The sequence below is a fragment of the Streptomyces sp. CHD11 genome, from assembly GCF_018638295.1.
Lineage (GTDB): Bacteria > Actinomycetota > Actinomycetes > Streptomycetales > Streptomycetaceae > Streptomyces.
Map to the genome: position 1 here is coordinate 17928 of NZ_JABTTS010000045.1, position 16802 is coordinate 34729.

General features: G+C 72.9%; 14 protein-coding genes and 1 rRNA gene. 7 read left to right on the forward strand and 8 right to left on the reverse strand.

All coding sequences use genetic code 11. The annotated features are described in order from the left end of the window. Positions 1-204 precede the first annotated feature (204 nt). Entirely contained in the window at positions 205-777 is a 573-nt protein-coding gene (locus HTV45_RS31695) for a GNAT family N-acetyltransferase (RefSeq protein ID WP_215209350.1), read from the forward strand. Between the two features lie 49 nt (positions 778-826). Beyond that, positions 827-2014, forward strand: coding sequence for a winged helix-turn-helix domain-containing protein (locus HTV45_RS31700; RefSeq protein WP_215209351.1), 1188 nt, complete (start codon positions 827-829; stop codon positions 2012-2014). Between the two features lie 75 nt (positions 2015-2089). Here the strand turns inward: HTV45_RS31700 and HTV45_RS31705 are convergent, their stop codons facing one another. The 7 genes from HTV45_RS31705 to mtnA form a co-directional block, all read right to left on the reverse strand. Further along, positions 2090-2836 (reverse strand): response regulator transcription factor, encoded by a 747-nt coding sequence (locus tag HTV45_RS31705; RefSeq protein WP_215209352.1) that lies wholly within the window; start codon positions 2834-2836, stop codon positions 2090-2092. A 203-nt stretch (positions 2837-3039) separates the two neighbouring features. Continuing rightward, complete coding sequence (raiA, locus tag HTV45_RS31710; protein WP_215209353.1) at positions 3040-3732, reverse strand: ribosome-associated translation inhibitor RaiA; 693 nt, start codon at positions 3730-3732, stop codon at positions 3040-3042. Between the two features lie 312 nt (positions 3733-4044). After that, the gene (locus HTV45_RS31715; RefSeq protein ID WP_215209354.1) at positions 4045-4971 is read right to left on the reverse strand and encodes a ComF family protein; all 927 of its coding nucleotides are present in this window, start codon (positions 4969-4971) and stop codon (positions 4045-4047) included. Between the two features lie 77 nt (positions 4972-5048). Continuing rightward, a complete protein-coding gene (locus tag HTV45_RS31720; protein ID WP_215209355.1) occupies positions 5049-6899 on the reverse strand; it encodes an LpqB family beta-propeller domain-containing protein in 1851 nt (616 codons plus the stop codon). Continuing rightward, entirely contained in the window at positions 6889-9000 is a 2112-nt protein-coding gene (gene mtrB / locus HTV45_RS31725) for an MtrAB system histidine kinase MtrB (RefSeq protein ID WP_215209356.1), read from the reverse strand. Before mtrB ends, HTV45_RS31720 begins: the two co-directional genes overlap by 11 nt. A 1-nt stretch (position 9001) precedes the next feature. After that, the gene (mtrA, locus tag HTV45_RS31730; RefSeq protein WP_004987303.1) at positions 9002-9691 is read right to left on the reverse strand and encodes a two-component system response regulator MtrA; all 690 of its coding nucleotides are present in this window, start codon (positions 9689-9691) and stop codon (positions 9002-9004) included. A 4-nt stretch (positions 9692-9695) separates the two neighbouring features. Continuing rightward, on the reverse strand, positions 9696-10844 hold the full coding sequence (gene mtnA, locus HTV45_RS31735) for an S-methyl-5-thioribose-1-phosphate isomerase (protein ID WP_215209357.1): 1149 nt from the start codon (positions 10842-10844) through the stop codon (positions 9696-9698). Positions 10845-10984: 140 nt separating this feature from the next. Here mtnA and HTV45_RS31740 point away from each other — a divergent pair, with 140 nt between their 5' ends. From HTV45_RS31740 to HTV45_RS31760, 5 genes are read left to right on the forward strand one after another with little or no spacing between them, the layout of a single operon-like run. After that, positions 10985-12316: a glycerophosphoryl diester phosphodiesterase membrane domain-containing protein gene (locus tag HTV45_RS31740; protein WP_215209358.1), complete on the forward strand. Its 1332-nt coding sequence runs from the start codon at positions 10985-10987 to the stop codon at positions 12314-12316. Between the two features lie 4 nt (positions 12317-12320). After that, positions 12321-13076, forward strand: a complete 756-nt coding sequence (locus tag HTV45_RS31745; protein WP_215209359.1) for a DUF4129 domain-containing protein — start codon at positions 12321-12323, stop codon at positions 13074-13076. Beyond that, the gene (locus tag HTV45_RS31750; RefSeq protein WP_215209360.1) at positions 13073-14269 is read left to right on the forward strand and encodes a DUF4350 domain-containing protein; all 1197 of its coding nucleotides are present in this window, start codon (positions 13073-13075) and stop codon (positions 14267-14269) included. Before HTV45_RS31745 ends, HTV45_RS31750 begins: the two co-directional genes overlap by 4 nt. Beyond that, positions 14269-15258 (forward strand): MoxR family ATPase, encoded by a 990-nt coding sequence (locus HTV45_RS31755; protein WP_215209361.1) that lies wholly within the window; start codon positions 14269-14271, stop codon positions 15256-15258. Before HTV45_RS31750 ends, HTV45_RS31755 begins: the two co-directional genes overlap by 1 nt. Then, on the forward strand, positions 15258-16568 hold the full coding sequence (locus HTV45_RS31760; protein WP_215209362.1) for a DUF58 domain-containing protein: 1311 nt from the start codon (positions 15258-15260) through the stop codon (positions 16566-16568). Before HTV45_RS31755 ends, HTV45_RS31760 begins: the two co-directional genes overlap by 1 nt. Before the next feature lie 115 nt (positions 16569-16683). Here HTV45_RS31760 and rrf read toward each other — a convergent pair. Then, positions 16684-16800 (reverse strand): 5S ribosomal RNA (rrf, locus tag HTV45_RS31765). Positions 16801-16802: the final 2 nt, after the last annotated feature.

The window sequence follows — 16802 nt, forward strand, 5'->3', positions numbered from 1 at the left end:
TGCGAGGACCCCGCCACGCCGGGAGGCCTGCCGCGGGGTGACCGTCGGCTGCTCCCCATCCGCGTCACGGCTGCCTCGAAGGAACAACGCCCGGGGCCGCCGGATGGTGCCGCACCGGCCCGGCCGATCACACCGGAGGTGATCACGTACTCACGCACGGCGAGAGGGATGGCGCCCCGCCCGCCGCGTGAGCAGAATCGGCCGATGGAACCCGTCACGCTCACCACCGACCGTCTCCTGCTGCGTACCGTCGGCCCGCGGGAGACCGACGCCGTGTACGCGATCTGCCAGGACCCGGACATCCAGCGCTGGACCACGATCCCCTCCCCGTATCTTCCCGAGCACGCGCGGGGGTTCACCGAGCAGATGGCCCCCGACGGCTGGGCGAACGGTTCGATGTTCACCTTCGGGGTCTTCCTGCCGTCCACCGGGGAGCTGACGGGCATGATCGGCATCACCATGCGCTCGCTCGGTACGGGTGAGATCGGTTACTGGGGGGCGAAGGAGCACCGCGGCAACGGCTACATCACCGAGGCCGCCGTTACCGCCTCCCGCTGGGCCTTCACCCAGCTGTCGGTCGATCGCATGGAATGGCGCGCGGAGGTCGGCAACACCGCCTCCCGCGCGGTGGCGGAGCGCGCGGGCTTCACCGTCGAGGGCGTGCTGCGCTCGTCGCTCAACAACAAGGGAGTGCTGCGGGACTGCTGGGTGGGCTCGCTGCTCCCCTCCGACCTGGGACTGGCGTCCACGGCCCCGTACGTGCCGGGGCGGGGTTGACACCCGGGCGGGCCGTGCGTGTCAGTGGCGCCCTCTATCGTGCCGACCTATGACGACCCTCCCGCGTCCGACCATGGAACTCTCGGCCGACGAGGCCCGCCGTATCGCGCTGCGCGCCCAGGGCTTCCTCGGCGCCCCCGACCGCCGCTCCGGCGTGCGCGGGGTCCTCCGCCACCTCGGCGCGGTGCAGCTCGACACCATCTCCGTCCTCGCCCGCTCCCATGAGCTGATCCCCTACGCGCGGCTGGGCGCGGTGGGACGCGGGACGGTCGAGGAGGCGTACTGGAAGCGGGGGTCGGAGCCGCCGCGCGCGTTCGAGTACTGGTCGCACGCCGCGTGTGTGCTCCCCATCGAGGAGTGGCCGCACTTCGCCTTCCGCCGCCGCGCCTACCGCGCCCGTCCGCACTGGAACCACGAGCTGCCCGACGGCGCCTACGACCAGGTGATCAGGCAGCTCCGCGCGCAGGGCCCGCTCACGGCCACCGAGCTGGGCGGCGCCAAGCGCACCAGCGAGTGGTGGGACTGGTCCGGCACCAAGGTCGCCGTCGAACGGGCGCTGATGTACGGCGAGGTGGTGTGCGTCGAGCGGCGCGGCTGGAAGCGGGTGTACGACCTCGCCGAGCGCGCCGTCCCGGCGGACCTGCTGCACGACGAGCTGGACGACGCGGAGTGCCTGCGCCGTCTGGTCCGGCTGGCGGGCCGGTCCCTCGGCGTCGGTACGCGCGCGGACATCGCCGACTACCACCGCCTCAGGGCCGAGCAGGTGGAGGAGGTGATCGCCGATTCGGGCCTGGTCCCGGTGACGGTGGCGGGCTGGTCCAAGCCGGCCTGGGCCGATCCGGCGGCCCTGGCGAGCCCGCCGCGCGGGCGGCACCGTACGACGCTGCTGTCGCCGTTCGACTCCCTGGTGTGGGAGCGGGCGCGCACCGAGCGGATCTTCGGCTTCACCCACCGTCTGGAGGCGTACGTTCCCAAGCCCAAGCGGGTGTACGGCTACTTCGCGATGCCCGTCCTCGCGGGCGGACGGCTGGTGGGGCGGGTCGATCCGGCCCGTGAGGGCCGCACGCTGGTGGCCAGGCAGGTCACGCTGGACGGCAGCAAGGCGGTCCCGGCCGTCGCCCAGGCGCTGGTGGAGGCCGCGGGGTGGGTGGACTGCACCGACGTCCGGGTGGAACGGGTCGACGCACCCGGGCTGCGCGAGGCCCTCACCCTGGAACTCGCCCGGTCCCTGGCGTGAGCCCTGCCCGGGGTCCGGGGTCGTCCGGACTCCGGGGCCCGGAGCCGCCCGGGGTTTCGGCAAGTCCCGCGGATCTCAGCGGATCTCGAGGATCTTCTCCCGCATCGCGTAGACCACCGCCTCCATCCTGGAGTGCAGCTGGAGTTTCTCCAGGATGTTGCGTACGTGGTTCTTCACCGTGTTCTCGGAGATGAACAGCTCCTTGGCGATGTCGCGGTTGTTCATCCCCGTGGCCACCAGCTTGAGAACCTCCAGCTCACGGTCGGTCAGCCGGGGCGCGGGCACGAGGCGGCGCTCGTCGGTCCGCTGGATCATCGACTTGAACTCGGTGAGCAGTTTCGACGCCATGGACGGACTGATCTGGGACTGTCCGTCGGCCACCGCGCGAATGGCGGTGGCCACCTCGTCCGTGGAGATCTCCTTGAGCAGATAGCCGGTCGCGCCCGCCTTGATGGCGTCGTAGAGATCGGCTTCCTCGTCGCTGATCGTCAACATGATGATCTTGGCGCTCGGGGCGACCTCCTTGATGGAGGTACAGGCCTCGATCCCGCCCCGCTTGGGCATCCGCACATCCATCAGGATGATGTCCGGCAACAGGTCGGCCGCCTTCTCCACGGCCTCGGCGCCGTCCCCCGCCTCGCCGACGACCTGGATGTCCTCCTCGGCCGCGAGGACGATCTCCAGTCCGCGGCGGAACAGCGCGTGGTCGTCCACCACAAGGACTCTGATCGGCTCCTTGCGTGGTGTGTCCGCGTCCGGGCCCATGCCGACGACGCCGCCGCCGGCATCCTCGTGCTGCATCGGTCCGAAGCTGTCCGCCATCGTTCCTCCCCCTGAAGGCTGTGGCCCGTGATCCCGGCCGGCGCCAACCCAGAGCAACGACCCACCGGTTGGGCCGTTGCCGCCATGATTCCATGCCCGGACGACACCGGGGTCCCGGCAGGTGCCCGGACTGGGCGCACGCCGGTGCCCCCGGGGGCGCACACGCGCACCCGGGGGCACCGGTCGTGCTGTCGCGCGGCAGGTCAGCCGCCGAGGGTTCCGCCCGCCTCGGGGGAGTTCGTCTCGGTGACCATCGTGTCGGTGCTGAGGTGGATCACGCCGTAGTCGTAGGCGTGGCGCCGGTAGACGACGCTGGGTTCCTTGGTCTCGGAGTCGACGAACAGATAGAAGTCGTGCCCGACCAGTTCCATCTCGTAGAGCGCCTGGTCGAGGGTCATGGGCGCTGCCACGTGGGTCTTCTCGCGGACGACGAGGGGGCCGTCCCCCTGTACCTCCAGCGAGCCGATCTTCTTCGTGGGGACTGCTTCCGGCTCTTCCTGCGGGACGCTCGCGCCGGCCCCGTTCAGTGTCGCCACGCCCGGGACGTGGTCGGCGACCTCGGCGGCCGGGATCCTGCGCGCACCGCGCCGCGAGAAACGCTTGTCGTGCTGCTTGCGCAGCCGGGCGTCCAGCTTCTCCGCTGCCAGGTCGAGCGCCGCGTACGGGTCGCTCGCCGCCGCCTCCGCCCGGATCACCGGACCGCGCGAGCGGAGCGTGATCTCCACCCGGTCACAGCGGTCGGCCTGACGGGGGTTGGGCTCCTTGGACACCTCGACGTCCAGGCTGATCACCTTGCCGTCGAGCTTCTGGATCTTCTCCAGGTTCAGCTTCTCGGCCACGTGCTTCCGGAACCGCTCGGGCACCTCGGTCTTGCGGCCCTTGACGACGATGTCCACGCAGAACTCCGTTCCCGGATCACTCCGCCTCGGTGCGGAGTGTCTCCCTTTTGCACCAGGCCCCGGTGTCGTCCGAGGCCTCGGACTCGGCGACTTCCACCTCCAGACCCATGAGCGAGATCTCCGGTTCCGCCGGCGCGGGTGATGCGAAAAACCCCGCGGCACGGCAATCGGATTCGAGAGATGTGGCCTGCGGCTTTCCCTCACAACCGAACATATCTCGCCCGGACGGATGGCGTCACCCTCTACTGCGCCGTACCTCCATTCGGGAGAACTACCCCTCTTATAACCTGCAACGACGCACGTTCTCAGTCAGTTCCGGTGTATTTCGAAAGCATCCGGCGACGCCGCGACAACGGCAGCGCACACCACATCGATGATCCCCTCGGCAGGGTCCGCGTCCGCCCGTCCCGGCGGCCGGCCGGACCGCCGTCGCGGCCTCTGTCGAACCGGTCCGTTCCGTTGTTCCCCTCTCCTTTCCCAGGTCTCACCCAGGTACACGAAAGCGGGCCCCGAAATACTCGAATCCGCTTCCGCTTCGGCCCGTACCGCCCGCACCGCGCGTGCCGCCTCGGCCAGCGACGCGCCCGTCGTCATCAGGTCGTCGGCCAGGACGACCCGGCCGCTGCGCAGCAGGCGCCGGCACCCCGGGGCCACCGTCAGCGCCCCCGCGAGATTGGCCAGCCGCTGCCGGGAGCCGAGCCCCGACTGGTCGGCCACGCCCCGCCGTTGCCGCAGAGCGGGAAGTACTCGGACGGGTACCCCCGCCCGGCGGAGCTCACCCGCCGCCGCGTACGCGATCCGCAGGGTGGGATCGTGCCCGCGGGCCCGCACCGTCCGCCGCGCGGAGGGCACCGGAACGAGCAGCCAGCAGCCCCCGGCACCGCGGAGCCGGCGCGACGCCGGGTCCGGGCCTTCGGGGCCTGCGGGAACGCCGGTACGGGCCGCGCGCAGACCCGACCGCACCGCTCCCGCCAGGGCCGTGCCGAGCGGCCGGGAGAGCGCCAGGGCGCCCCGCTCCTTGTGCGCGAGCAGGGCCGCGCGGACCTCGTCCGCGTACCGCGCCGCCGCGTGCACGGGCGGCAGTCCGGCCGGCTCCGGCGCCGGCCGCACCCGGCGCGGCGCGGCGCCGCTCAGCGCCGCACGGCATCCGTCGCACAGGACCGCACGAAGCCTGCCGCATCCGCCGCACTCGGCGGGGAGCACCAGGTCGGCGAGGTCGGGCCACCAGTTCCGCATGAGCCCACTGTGCGGGCGCCCGCCCCGCCCGGCCACCCCTGTGGACAACTCACACGGCCGGCCGGCGGACCCGGGGCTCACCCCGGATAGACGGGCGCCGTTCCCTCCGTCACCTGCTGCCACTGGGCCCCGGAGGGCAGCCGCACGATCCCGTCCACGGAGTACGCCACCAGCGGTGCCAGTTCGTCCTCGGAGGCGGTGACGGCCTTGACGCCGGTCAGGGCCGCCGGCGGCGACACATCCGGCGTGGAGCCGTCGACCTCGACGTACTTCATCTGCTCCACGCCCCCGCGCTCGCGCCCGACCACCACGAGCCGGCTGTCCCCGGCCCACGACATGGCGGTGACCTGCTCCAGCTCGGGCGTCGCCGAGCGCAGTTCCAGCACGGTGACCGCCGCGGGCCCGCCCCGGGCGCCGTCCGGACCGTCGTCCGTGCCGGTCCGTTCGATCCGCCCGATCAGCAGGGAGCGCCGGTCGCCCTCCTCCACCACGAGCGCGATCCGCACGCCGTCGGCGGCCACCCGGACCGCCCGCACCCGGCCGTCCAGACCCGGGGTCCGCACCTCGATCGGCTCGCCCTTGCCCTCCTCCAGCAGGTACAGCCCCGGGTTGCCGGGGTCACGGTCGGCGACCCACAGCCCGCCCTGCGCGTCCCAGCTGGGTGTGGTGAGCCGGTCCTCCTCGGTCCTGCCCCGGCTGCTCAGCACGGGCTCCCCGAGGGAGCTGCCCGCCACCAGGGAGGTGACGTACAACGACTTGCCGTCGAGCGCGACCCCGGCCGCGGTGCGCTCGTCCCGTGCGACCGCCACCGACCGCAGCGCCTTGCCGCCCTCGCCCAGCGCCCCGGGCACCGGGTCCGGGTCCGTGTCGCTGCTGCCGGCGGCGATCCGCGCGAGCCGGCGCTCCGTGTCGACGAAGTACAGGTAGTCCGGCTGGTACAGCGCGCCCCGGGTCGCCACGGTCTCGGCGCCCTCACGGGTGAGCGCGCACAGCTGTCCGCCGCCGGCCCGCAGCTCGACCTCCTCCACCGCGGGGCTCAGACCGCGCAGGGAGAACAGCAGCTGGGCGGCCATCTCCTCGCACCGGCCGGTGCCGATGCCGTCCGCGCTGTCGTTGAGCGGCACGGTCAGCCGGCCCCGGTCGTCCGGTGTGAGCGGTCCCGCGTCCCTCCGCAGCGCCGTCCCGGTGGGGAAACTCGACCGGACGACGGGGTCCAGCCAGGTGGTGGGCCCGCTGATGAGGGAGCGCACCATCCTGGTCGTGGGGTCGACGTGCCTGCGCACGTAGACGGGATCGGCGACCGCCATCGGCAGCTCCGTGGCGGCGGGCGACGGGTTGTTCGAGGCGAAGTAGTACTTGTTGACGGACATGTAGTTGCGCTGGAAGTCCGACTTGCCCATGACGACGCCCTGCGGCACCGCGTCGATGCGCCACTGGCCGCTCTTGGCGTCCTTGGAGAGATGCACGATCCTGTCGTACCGCCCGGAGTCGGGCATGTACGACTGCTCCTCGTCCACGGTGGCGACCTTGGTGCCGGTCAGTGTGTAGGACAGGGCACCGGTGTCCTCCTGGTCCGGACGGTCGGCCTGGGCAGCGGGCCCGTTCGACAGCACGGTGGTGGACAGCTCCGGCTGCCAGGTCTTCGCCGCCTCGGGGGCCAGATACTGCCGCGCGGTCTTGTAGTCCGGATCGTCGCTGGTCAGAGCCTCCAGGAAGCCCTGGACAATCTGTGTGGGGGTGGCGTCCTCACTCGGCGGCATGGCGAACACCCGCACCTGGGCGTCCTGCCGCGGCGTGGACTCGACACCCCGCAGATCGCCCCTGTCGGGCATCGAGGCGCACCCGGCCAGCAGTACGGCCCCGCAGGCCGCGTACACCGCGGCCCGCCCCGGTATCCCCCGGCCGCGCCCCGCGCGCTCACCGCCCACGCGATGCCTCCCCGTCCCTCTGCGCGCCTCGCGCCGCGCCGTCGCCGCCGGGCCCCTCGCCGGTGTCCCGCTCCGGTTCCCGCGCGGCCGTGCCGTCGTCCCCGCCGTGCGGCGGGCCCTGCTCGCCCGGCGCCCCGGGCGTCATGCGTGTACTGCCGGACCGTGCCACCACGCGTGCGCCGCTGCCGGGCAGGGCGGTGGGGTCGGCCGTGGGGGGCGCGGACGCGGACGGCAGTGCGAACGGGTCCCGGCCCGTCCCGTCGGCGCCCGGCTGCCGCACCGGCACCGTGGCGCTCTTCCCGCCGTCGCCGCGCGGCAGGCCCGCGTCGTCGAGCCCGCGATTGCGCCGCGAGTCCTTGGGCTCCAGGGGTATCGGTGATCCCCTGAGCGGTTCGTCCGCGGTCCGGGGCAGCGTCAGCCGGAACTGCGAACCGCCGCCCGGCTCGCCCCAGGCCTGGAGCCAGCCACCGTGCAGCCGCGCGTCCTCCAGAGCGATGGACAGTCCAAGGCCCGTACCGCCGGTGGTGCGCGCGCGGGCCGGGTCGGCCCGCCAGAAGCGGCTGAAGACCCGGGTCGCCTCACCGGGCTTGAGTCCCACCCCGTAGTCGCGCACCGCCACCGCCACCGCGCCTCCGGCCGCGGCGAGCCGGACGACGACGTCCCTGCCCTCGCCGTGCTCCACCGCGTTGACCACGAGGTTGCGCAGGACGCGCTCCACGCGTCGCGCGTCGGCCTCGGCGACGACGGGCTGCTGGTCGCCGGTGATCCGGATCACCGTCCCCTTGCGCTCGGCGAGCGGCTCCGCCCCGCCGACCACCCGCCGTACGACCTCGCGCAGATCTATCGGCTCCGCCTCCAGCGCCGCCGCGCCCGCGTCGAAGCGGCTGATCTCGAGGAGGTCCGCGAGCAGCGACTCGAACCGGTCCAGCTGGTCGGCGAGGAGCTCGGCCGACCGCGCGGTGACCGGATCGAAGTCCACCCGAGCCTCGTGGATGATGTCCGCCGCCATCCGTACCGTCGTCAGCGGTGTGCGCAGTTCGTGCGACACGTCCGACACGAACCGGCGCTGCATCCGCGACAGGTCCTCCAGCTGGCTGATCTTCAGCTGAAGGTTCTGTGCCATCTTGTTGAAGGCCTCGCCGAGCCGCGCGATGTCGTCCTCGCCGGTGACCTTCATCCGTTCCTGGAGCCGCCCGGCGGACAGCCGCTCGGCGATCCCGGCCGCCATCCGCACCGGGGTGACGACCTGGCGCACCACGAGCCAGGCGATCGCGCCGAGGAGTACGACGACGAACAGCCCGGCGGTCGCGAGCGTGCCCTTGACCAGGCTCAGCGACTTCTCCTCCTGGGTGAGCGGGAAGAGGTAGTACAGCTGGTACGGGTCGCCGTTGGGGTCGTTGATCTGCTTGCCGATGACCAGGGCGGGCTGCGACTCCTTGTCGGAGTCGTAGACGACGCGCGTGTAGCTCTGTGCCGCCGCCACACTGCTGTCGATCCGCTCGCGCAGCGCCGCGGGCACACTGGCCGTCGGATTGACCTGACCGGAGGCGCGCGGTCCACGCCCGCTGCCGCTCTCGTCGCCGGCGGGCAGGGTCACCACGTCGAAGGCGCCCTGACCACCGCTGGAGAGCGATTCGACGAGGTCGCTCATCCACTGGATGACGCTCTGCGAGGGCCCGCCGTCCGTCGCGGTCTCCGCGTCGCCCGTGACGCTGACGTCCTCCTCGGCCTGCTGTCTGGCCACCGCGAACCCGCCGGTGGCCTGGCTCTGGGAGGCCTTGACCTTGGCGTCCAGCAGACCGTTGCGGACCTGCCCGATGACGACGAAGCCCAGCAGCAGGACGACGCCCAGCGACATCAGCAGTGTGGTGGCGACGACCTTGAGCTGGATGTTGCGCCGCCACAGCCGCATGACGGGCAGCAGCGGCCGGCGCACCCATCGCATGAACAGCCGGATGACCGGACTGCCCTGGACACCGCCCTGCAGCAGGCCACCCTCGAGAATCCGCGTGCGGCGGGAGCCCGGGGTCTTCCGGCCGACAGGCCGCTCCGGACGGCCCCCGGACCGGCCGGGCGCCGAAGCGGCACTGTCACCGGACATGTCAGCTCGGTCCTGCCTTGTACCCGACGCCACGGACGGTCACCACGATCTCCGGCTTCTCCGGATCCTTCTCGACCTTGGAGCGCAGCCGCTGGACGTGCACGTTCACCAGCCGGGTGTCCGCCGCGTGCCGGTAGCCCCAGACCTGTTCCAGCAGCACCTCACGGGTGAACACCTGCCACGGCTTGCGGGCGAGCGCGACCAGCAGGTCGAACTCCAGCGGCGTCAGGGCGATGGACTGCCCGTCCCGCTTCACGGAGTGCCCGGCCACGTCGATCACCAGATCGCCTATGGCGAGCTGCTCCGGCGCGGGCTCCTCCGACCTGCGCAGCCGCGCCCGGATCCGGGCCACCAGCTCCTTCGGCTTGAACGGCTTGACGATGTAGTCGTCGGCCCCCGACTCGAGACCCACCACCACGTCGACGGTGTCGCTCTTCGCCGTGAGCATCACGATCGGCACCCCGGACTCCGCCCTGATCAGGCGGCACACCTCGATGCCGTCCCGTCCGGGCAGCATCAGGTCCAGCAGTACAAGATCGGGTTTGGTCTCGCGGAAGGCGGCCAGCGCCTTGTCGCCGTCGGCTACGAAAGACGGCTCAAAACCTTCACCGCGCAGCACGATGCCGAGCATCTCGGCCAGTGCGCTGTCGTCGTCGACGACAAGGACTCGTCCCTTCATAAACGACATCATCCCATTAACTAAGAGTTACCTGGCGCGGCCCCGCGCACAGAGCGGCCAGGGCCTCGTTCGTCACGGGTGAGACAACGCCATCCTCGGTCACGATCGCCGTCACCAGCTCCGGCGGTGTCACGTCGAACGCCGGGTTGTACGCCTGGGTCCCCAGGGGTGCCACCGGAATCCCGCCTCCCGCTTCAGTCCCGGCCACCGGCACCTGCGGTGCTGTGACCTCTGTCACCTCATGGCCGGGGCGCTGCTCCACCTCGATGGACGCCCCGTCCGGCGTCTCCGGATCCACTGTCGTCACCGGTGCCACCACGATGAACGGCACATGGTGATACCGCGCGAGCACCGCGAGCGGATAGCTCCCCACCTTGTTCGCCACCGAACCGTCGGCCGCGATGCGGTCCGCCCCGACGAGCACCGCGTCCACCTCACCCGCCGCGAACAGCGATCCCGCCGCGTTGTCGGTGAGCAAGGTGTACGCCATGCCGCTGCGGGCCGCCTCGTATGCCGTCAGGCGAGCACCTTGCAGCAACGGACGCGTTTCGTCCACCCACAGCCGCCGCAGCCGCCCCACGCGGTGCGCCGCCAGCGCCACCGCGAACGCCGTTCCCTCGCCGCCCGAGACCAGCGAACCCGTGTTGCAGTGCGTGAGAATCCGGTGCATGCCACCGGGCAGCAGCTCGTCGAGCAGCGCCAGCCCGCGCTCGGCCATCCGTGCGCTGGCCTCGGCGTCCTCCCGGTGCAGCTGCCGCGCGGCGGCCAGCGCGGCCCCGGCCGCCTGCCGGGAGTCCCCGCCCCTGGCGAGTACCGCCCGATGGGCGGCGTGCGCCCGGCGCACGCCGCCGGCCAGGTTCACCGCGGTGGGCCGGGCGCTCTCCAGCGCCGCCGCCGCGTCGTCCACGTCGAAGCCCCGTACCGCCGCGAGCGCGACCCCGTAGGCGCCCGCGATGCCCAGCAGGGGAGCACCCCGCACGGCGAGCGAACGGATCGCCTCCACCAGCGCGGACGCGTCCGTACAGACGAGTTCGACCTCCTCGGCCGGCAGCCTCGTCTGGTCGAGCAGGACCAGGACGGGACCTTCGGGGGGTTCTTCCCAGCGCAGTGCCGGGATCCCGGTCGGCCGCAAGGTGTCGCCACTGTGTGCGTACTGATCAGCCATGCGGCCAGTCTGCCCCCTCTGACGCCGACTATCGAAGGCACGCAGCCCGCACCTCGCCAGGTCCGCCGGTGACCACCCCATGGCACGATGGCTGCCAAGCTGCCGCCGCGACCGCGGACGGGCACCGTGAAGGAGCGACGATGAACGACACTCCGGGCTGGGCCTCGCCCGGATCCGCCCCGTCCGAGGGGCGGGGACCCGAGCCGTCCGGACCTGCCGGGCCCACCGGCCGCCCGGACCCCGAGCAGCCCGCGGACCCGTCCCGTCAGCCGGGCCGGGCCCCACAGGAGCCGGGCGTGAAGTGGTCCGAGGAGCAGCCGCCGGCCGGCCAGTGGTCCTCGCCCACCGGCTCCGCGGGCCCCGGCGGAACTCCGCCGCCCCCGCCCGGCCCTGGCTGGGGCACACCGCCCCCCGGCGGCCCCGGCGGCGGACCGGGCGGCCCCGGGGCCCCCGGAGGCGGCTGGGGCAGCGGCTGGGGCGGACCGCCGCCCGCGGCCAAGCCCGGCGTCATCCCGCTCCGGCCGCTCGGTGTCGGCGAGATCCTCGACGGCGCCGTCTCCACCATGCGCACCTACTGGCGCACGGTCCTCGGCATCTCGCTCACCGTCGCCGTCCTCACCGAGATCGTCGTCGTCCTGCTCCAGGGCCTCGTCCTGGACAACGCGAGTACCGAGGCCCTCAACGACCCCAGCGCCACCCTCGGTGAACTGACCGACGCCATGGGCGACGCCCTGCTCAACTCCGGCGTGATCTTCCTCATCACCCTGGTCGGCACGGTCGCCGCCACCGCCCTGCTCACCACCGTCACCAGCCGCGCGGTACTCGGAAAACCGGTCACCACCGGCGAGGCCTGGCGCGACGCCCACCCCCAGATCGTCAAACTGTTCGGCCTGATCTGCCTGCTGCTGCTCATCACCGCCGGTGTCGTCACCGTGGGCGCCCTGCCCGGACTCCTCGTGACCGTGGCGGCCGGCAGCGAGGTGGGCGTGGGCCTCACCGTCCTCGGCCTCATCGGCGCCGGTGTGGTCGCCCTCTGGCTGATGATCCGCTTCTCGCTGGCCTCGCCCACCCTGATGCTGGAGAAGCAGGGCATCCGGAAGGCGATGAGCCGCTCCGCCAAGCTGGTCCGCGGCTCGTGGTGGCGGGTCTTCGGCATCCAGCTCCTCGCGACGGTCATCGCGAACGTCGTCGCGTCGATCATCGTCATCCCGTTCACCTTCCTCGCCTCGGCCCTCAGCGGGGACGGCGTCACCGGCTTCCTCAACAGCGCCGGCGGCGACATCGGCTGGACGTTCCTCATCATCAGCGGCATCGGCTCGGTCATCGGCGCCATGATCACGTTCCCGATCACCGCCGGCGTCACCGTGCTGCTCTACATCGACCAGCGCATCCGCCGCGAGGCCCTCGACCTCGACCTGACCCGCGCCGCAGGCGTCCGGCACCACGGCCCCGGCGCCGTCCCGGGGAGCTGATGCGGTGACCGCCACGGGGGGAGTTCTCAGCTACGCAACGGCGCGGCCCGCGGCCGCCGACACGGCCGTACGTCTGCTGCTGCGCGGCGACGACGAGCCGCCCGTCACCGTCCCGCGTGATCCCGCACGGGAAGCGGCCCGGCGCGAGCTGTCCAAGAGCATGTACCACGAGAACGACCCCAGCTGGTACCAGCGAGCCCTCGATGCCTTCTGGGACTGGGTCGGGACACTGTTCGGCGCCGCCTCCACCGCGACCCCGGGCGGCGCACTCGGCCTGATCGTCATCGTGGCCGCCGCGATCGCCGTCCTGGCCGCCCTGTGGTGGCGGCTGGGCACCCCGCGACGCCGGCCGGTATCCGCACCGGCCCTGTTCGACGACCGCCCGCGCAGCGCCGCCGAACACCGCGCGGCCGCCGAGGCACACGCCGCCCAGGGCCACTGGAACAGAGCCGTCCAGGAACGCATGCGGGCCATCGTGCGCGCCCTCGAGGAGCGCGCCCTGCTCGACATCCACCCCGGCCGCACCGCCGACGAGGCCGCCGCCGAAGCCGGCCGCGTCCTGCCCGCCCACACCGACCGGCTGCGCACCGCCGCCCGCGCCTTCGACGACGTGACCTACGGCGGCAGGACCGCGACGGAGGAGTCGTACCGGCAGATCGCCGGACTCGACCGCGACCTGGGACGCGCCACACCACAGCTCGCGGGCGCCGGCCGCACCGGGAGCACGGACACCGACACCCGCCGGGGGGCCACAGGATGACGACCGAGGTCACGCCCCCGTCCACCTCGGCCTCGCCCACCGCCCGCCAGGTGTGGACCCGCAGCCGGGGCATCGCCCTCGCGCTGGTACTGCTCCTCGCCGGGGCCGTCGCGATCGCCGTGGTCCGCTCCGACGCCCGCCACGGCGAACTCGACCCGCGCTCCGCCGACGCGTACGGCAGCCGCGCCGTCGCCGAACTGCTGGCCGACCGCGGCGTGCAGACCGAAGTGGTCACCACACTCGACGAGGCCGCCGGCGCGACCGGCCCCGACACCACTCTCCTGGTGGCCGTCCCCGACCTGCTGACCCCCGGTCAGCAGACCAGGCTGCACTCCGCCTTCGCCGGGTCCGGCGGCCGCACCGTCCTGGTCTCCTCAGGCAGCTCCTCCGTGGAACGCCTCGCTCCCGGCGTCACCGCCGACCCCGCCACCAGCTTCGGCTCCACCCTCTCCCCCGACTGCGCCCTGCCCGCCGCCCGCCGCGCGGGCACCGCCGACACGGGCGGCATCCGCTACACCACCACCCATCTCACCGCCGACGAGTGCTACCCCAGCGAGCGCCTGTCCACCCTGCTGCGCCTGCCCGCCCCCTCCGGAGAAGGCGACACCGTCGTCCTCGGCGCGCCCGACATCCTCCTCAACAACCGCCTGGACCAGCACGGCAACGCCTCACTCGCCCTGCAACTGCTCGGCTCCCGCCCGCACCTGGTCTGGTACCTCCCCTCGCTCGCCGACGCCTCCGCCGCCCCCGAGGAGGGCGAGCGCGGCTTCTTCGACCTGCTCCCCTCCGGCTGGCTCTGGGGCACCCTGCAACTCTTCGTCGCGGCGGCCCTGGCCGCCCTGTGGCGGACACGCCGGCTCGGCCCGCTGGTCGCCGAGAGACTCCCCGTCGCGATCCGCGCCTCCGAGACCGCCGAAGGACGCGCCCGCCTCTACCGCAAGGCGAACGCCCGCGACCGCGCGGCCACCGCTCTGCGCACCACCACACGCACCCGCCTCGCCCCCCTCGTGGGCGTCCCGGCCTCCCAGGCCCAGGCGCCCGAGGCCCTGCTCCCCGCACTCTCCGCTCACCTCCAGGGCGACGGACCCTCCCTGCACGCCCTCCTCTTCGGACCACCCCCCGGCGACGACACCGCACTCATCCGGCTCGCCGACCAACTCGACGCCCTCGAAAGAGAGGTACGCCGTCCATGATGGACCCGACCACTGACAACGCCGCGCACACCGGGGACCCGGCCGCCGCCCGGGCCTCCCTGGAGGCCCTGCGTGCCGAGATCGCCAAGGCCGTGGTCGGCCAGGACTCCGCGGTGACCGGCCTCGTCGTCGCCCTGCTCTGCCGCGGCCACGTCCTCCTCGAGGGCGTACCCGGCGTCGCCAAGACCCTCCTCGTCCGCGCCCTCGCCGCCACCCTCGAACTCGACACCAAACGCGTCCAGTTCACCCCCGACCTGATGCCGAGCGACATCACCGGCTCCCTGGTCTACGACGCCCGTACCGCCGAGTTCTCCTTCCAGCCGGGCCCGGTCTTCACCAACCTCCTCCTCGCGGACGAGATCAACCGCACGCCCCCGAAGACCCAGTCGTCCCTGCTGGAGGCCATGGAGGAGCGCCAGGTCACCGTCGACGGCACCCCCCGTCCCCTGCCGGACCCGTTCCTGGTGGCCGCGACCCAGAACCCCGTCGAGTACGAGGGCACCTACCCTCTCCCCGAGGCCCAGCTCGACCGCTTCCTCCTCAAGCTCACCATCCCCCTGCCCTCCCGCCAGGACGAGATCGACGTCCTCACCCGGCACGCCGGGGGATTCGACCCGCGCGACCTGCGCGCCGCCGGCGTACGCCCCGTCGCCAACGCCGCCGACCTGGAAGCCGCCCGACGCGCGGTCGCGGCGACCACGGTCTCCGCCGAGATCACCGCCTACGTGGTCGACATCTGCCGCGCCACCCGCGAATCGCCGTCCCTCACCCTGGGCGTCTCCCCGCGGGGCGCCACGGCGCTGCTCTCCACCGCCCGCGCCTGGGCCTGGCTGACCGGCCGCGACTACGTCACCCCCGACGACGTGAAGGCACTCGCCCTGCCCACGCTCCGCCACCGGGTGCAGCTCCGCCCGGAGGCCGAGATGGAGGGCGTCACGACCGACTCGGTCATCAACGCGATCCTCGCCCACGTTCCCGTCCCCCGCTGATGGCGCCCACCGGACGCGCCGCCCTGCTCGCGGCACTCGGCTCCCTCCCCGTCGGCATCTGGGAACCCGGCTGGACCGGCATCCTCGCCGTCAACGCCCCCCTGGCGGTGGCCTGCGCCTGTGACTACGTCCTGGCCGCCCCGGTGCGCCGGCTCGGCCTGACCCGCTCCGGCGACACCTCCGTACGCCTCGGCGACACCGCCGACCTCACCCTGACGATCACCAACCCGTCCGGCCGTCCGCTCCGCGCCCGCATCCGCGACGCCTGGCCCCCGAGCAGCTGGCGACCCGGTACGGAGGTGGCGGCCTCCCGCCACCGTCTGGTGATCCCCCCGGGCGAACGCCGGCGCGTCATCACCCGGCTGCGCCCCACCCGCCGCGGCGACCGCCGGTCCGACCGGGTCACCGTCCGCTCCTACGGCCCCCTCGGCCTCTTCGCCCGCCAGGGCTCGCACAAGGTCCCGTGGACGGTGCGCGTCCTGCCGCCGTTCACCAGCCGCAAGCATCTGCCGTCCAAGCTGGCCCGGCTGCGCGAACTCGACGGCCGCACCAGCGTGCTGACCCGGGGTGAGGGCACCGAGTTCGACAGCCTGCGCGAATACGTCCCCGGTGACGACACCCGCTCCATCGACTGGCGGGCCACCGCCCGCCAGTCCGCCGTCGCCGTGCGCACCTGGCGTCCCGAACGCGACCGACACATCCTGCTGGTCCTCGACACCGGCCGCACCTCCGCCGGCCGCGTCGGCGACGCCCCGCGCCTGGACGCCTCCATGGACGCGGCCCTGCTCCTCGGGGCCCTGGCCTCCCGCGCGGGCGACCGCGTCGACCTCCTCGCCTACGACCGTCGCCTGCGCGCCCTCGTCCAGGGCCGCACCGCGGGCGACGTCCTCCCGGCCCTCGTCAGCACCATGGCCACGCTCGAGCCCGAGCTCGTCGAAACCGACGCCCGGGGGCTTGCGGCGACGGCCCTGCGCACATCCCCCCGGCGCTCACTGATCGTGCTGCTCACGACGCTCGACGCGGCCCCGATCGAGGAGGGCCTGCTGCCGGTCCTCGGCCGGCTGACCCAACGCCATACGGTGCTCCTGGCCTCGGTGGCGGACCCGCACATCGCCGGGATGGCCACGGCGCGCGGAGACGCCGACGCCGTCTACCAGGCAGCGGCGGCGGCCCAGGCCCAGGCGGAACGCGACCGCACCGCGGAACAACTCCGCCGGCGCGGCGTCACCGTCGTGGACGCGACCCCGGATGAACTGGCACCGGCCCTCGCGGACGCGTATCTGGCCTTGAAGTCGGCGGGGCGCTTGTGATCCGCGACGTCTGTAATCCGTGAAATGGGCCGGGTGGGGCGGGCTTCGCCGGCGGACCCGTAAACGCAGAAAGCCCCCGTGCCGAAGGGCACGGGGGCTTTCTGTTTGAATGATTGTTCGGCGGCGTCCTACTCTCCCACAGGGTCCCCCCTGCAGTACCATCGGCGCTGTAAGGCTTAGCTTCCGGGTTCGGAATGTAACCGGGCGTTTCCCCTACGCTATGACCACCGAAAC

Bases quoted from the DNA above. Each gene is read 5' to 3' on its own strand.
- HTV45_RS31755 (WP_215209361.1), top strand. From the start codon at position 14,269: ATGGACCCGACCACTGACAACGCCGCGCACACCGGGGACCCGGCCGCC.
- HTV45_RS31715 (WP_215209354.1), bottom strand. From the start codon at position 4,971: ATGCGGAACTGGTGGCCCGACCTCGCCGACCTGGTGCTCCCCGCCGAG.
- HTV45_RS31760 (WP_215209362.1), top strand. From the start codon at position 15,258: ATGGCGCCCACCGGACGCGCCGCCCTGCTCGCGGCACTCGGCTCCCTC.
- HTV45_RS31705 (WP_215209352.1), bottom strand. From the start codon at position 2,836: ATGGCGGACAGCTTCGGACCGATGCAGCACGAGGATGCCGGCGGCGGC.
- HTV45_RS31750 (WP_215209360.1), top strand. From the start codon at position 13,073: ATGACGACCGAGGTCACGCCCCCGTCCACCTCGGCCTCGCCCACCGCC.
- HTV45_RS31695 (WP_215209350.1), top strand. From the start codon at position 205: ATGGAACCCGTCACGCTCACCACCGACCGTCTCCTGCTGCGTACCGTC.
- mtrB (WP_215209356.1), bottom strand. From the start codon at position 9,000: ATGTCCGGTGACAGTGCCGCTTCGGCGCCCGGCCGGTCCGGGGGCCGT.
- mtnA (WP_215209357.1), bottom strand. From the start codon at position 10,844: ATGGCTGATCAGTACGCACACAGTGGCGACACCTTGCGGCCGACCGGG.
- HTV45_RS31740 (WP_215209358.1), top strand. From the start codon at position 10,985: ATGAACGACACTCCGGGCTGGGCCTCGCCCGGATCCGCCCCGTCCGAG.
- HTV45_RS31700 (WP_215209351.1), top strand. From the start codon at position 827: ATGACGACCCTCCCGCGTCCGACCATGGAACTCTCGGCCGACGAGGCC.
- mtrA (WP_004987303.1), bottom strand. From the start codon at position 9,691: ATGATGTCGTTTATGAAGGGACGAGTCCTTGTCGTCGACGACGACAGC.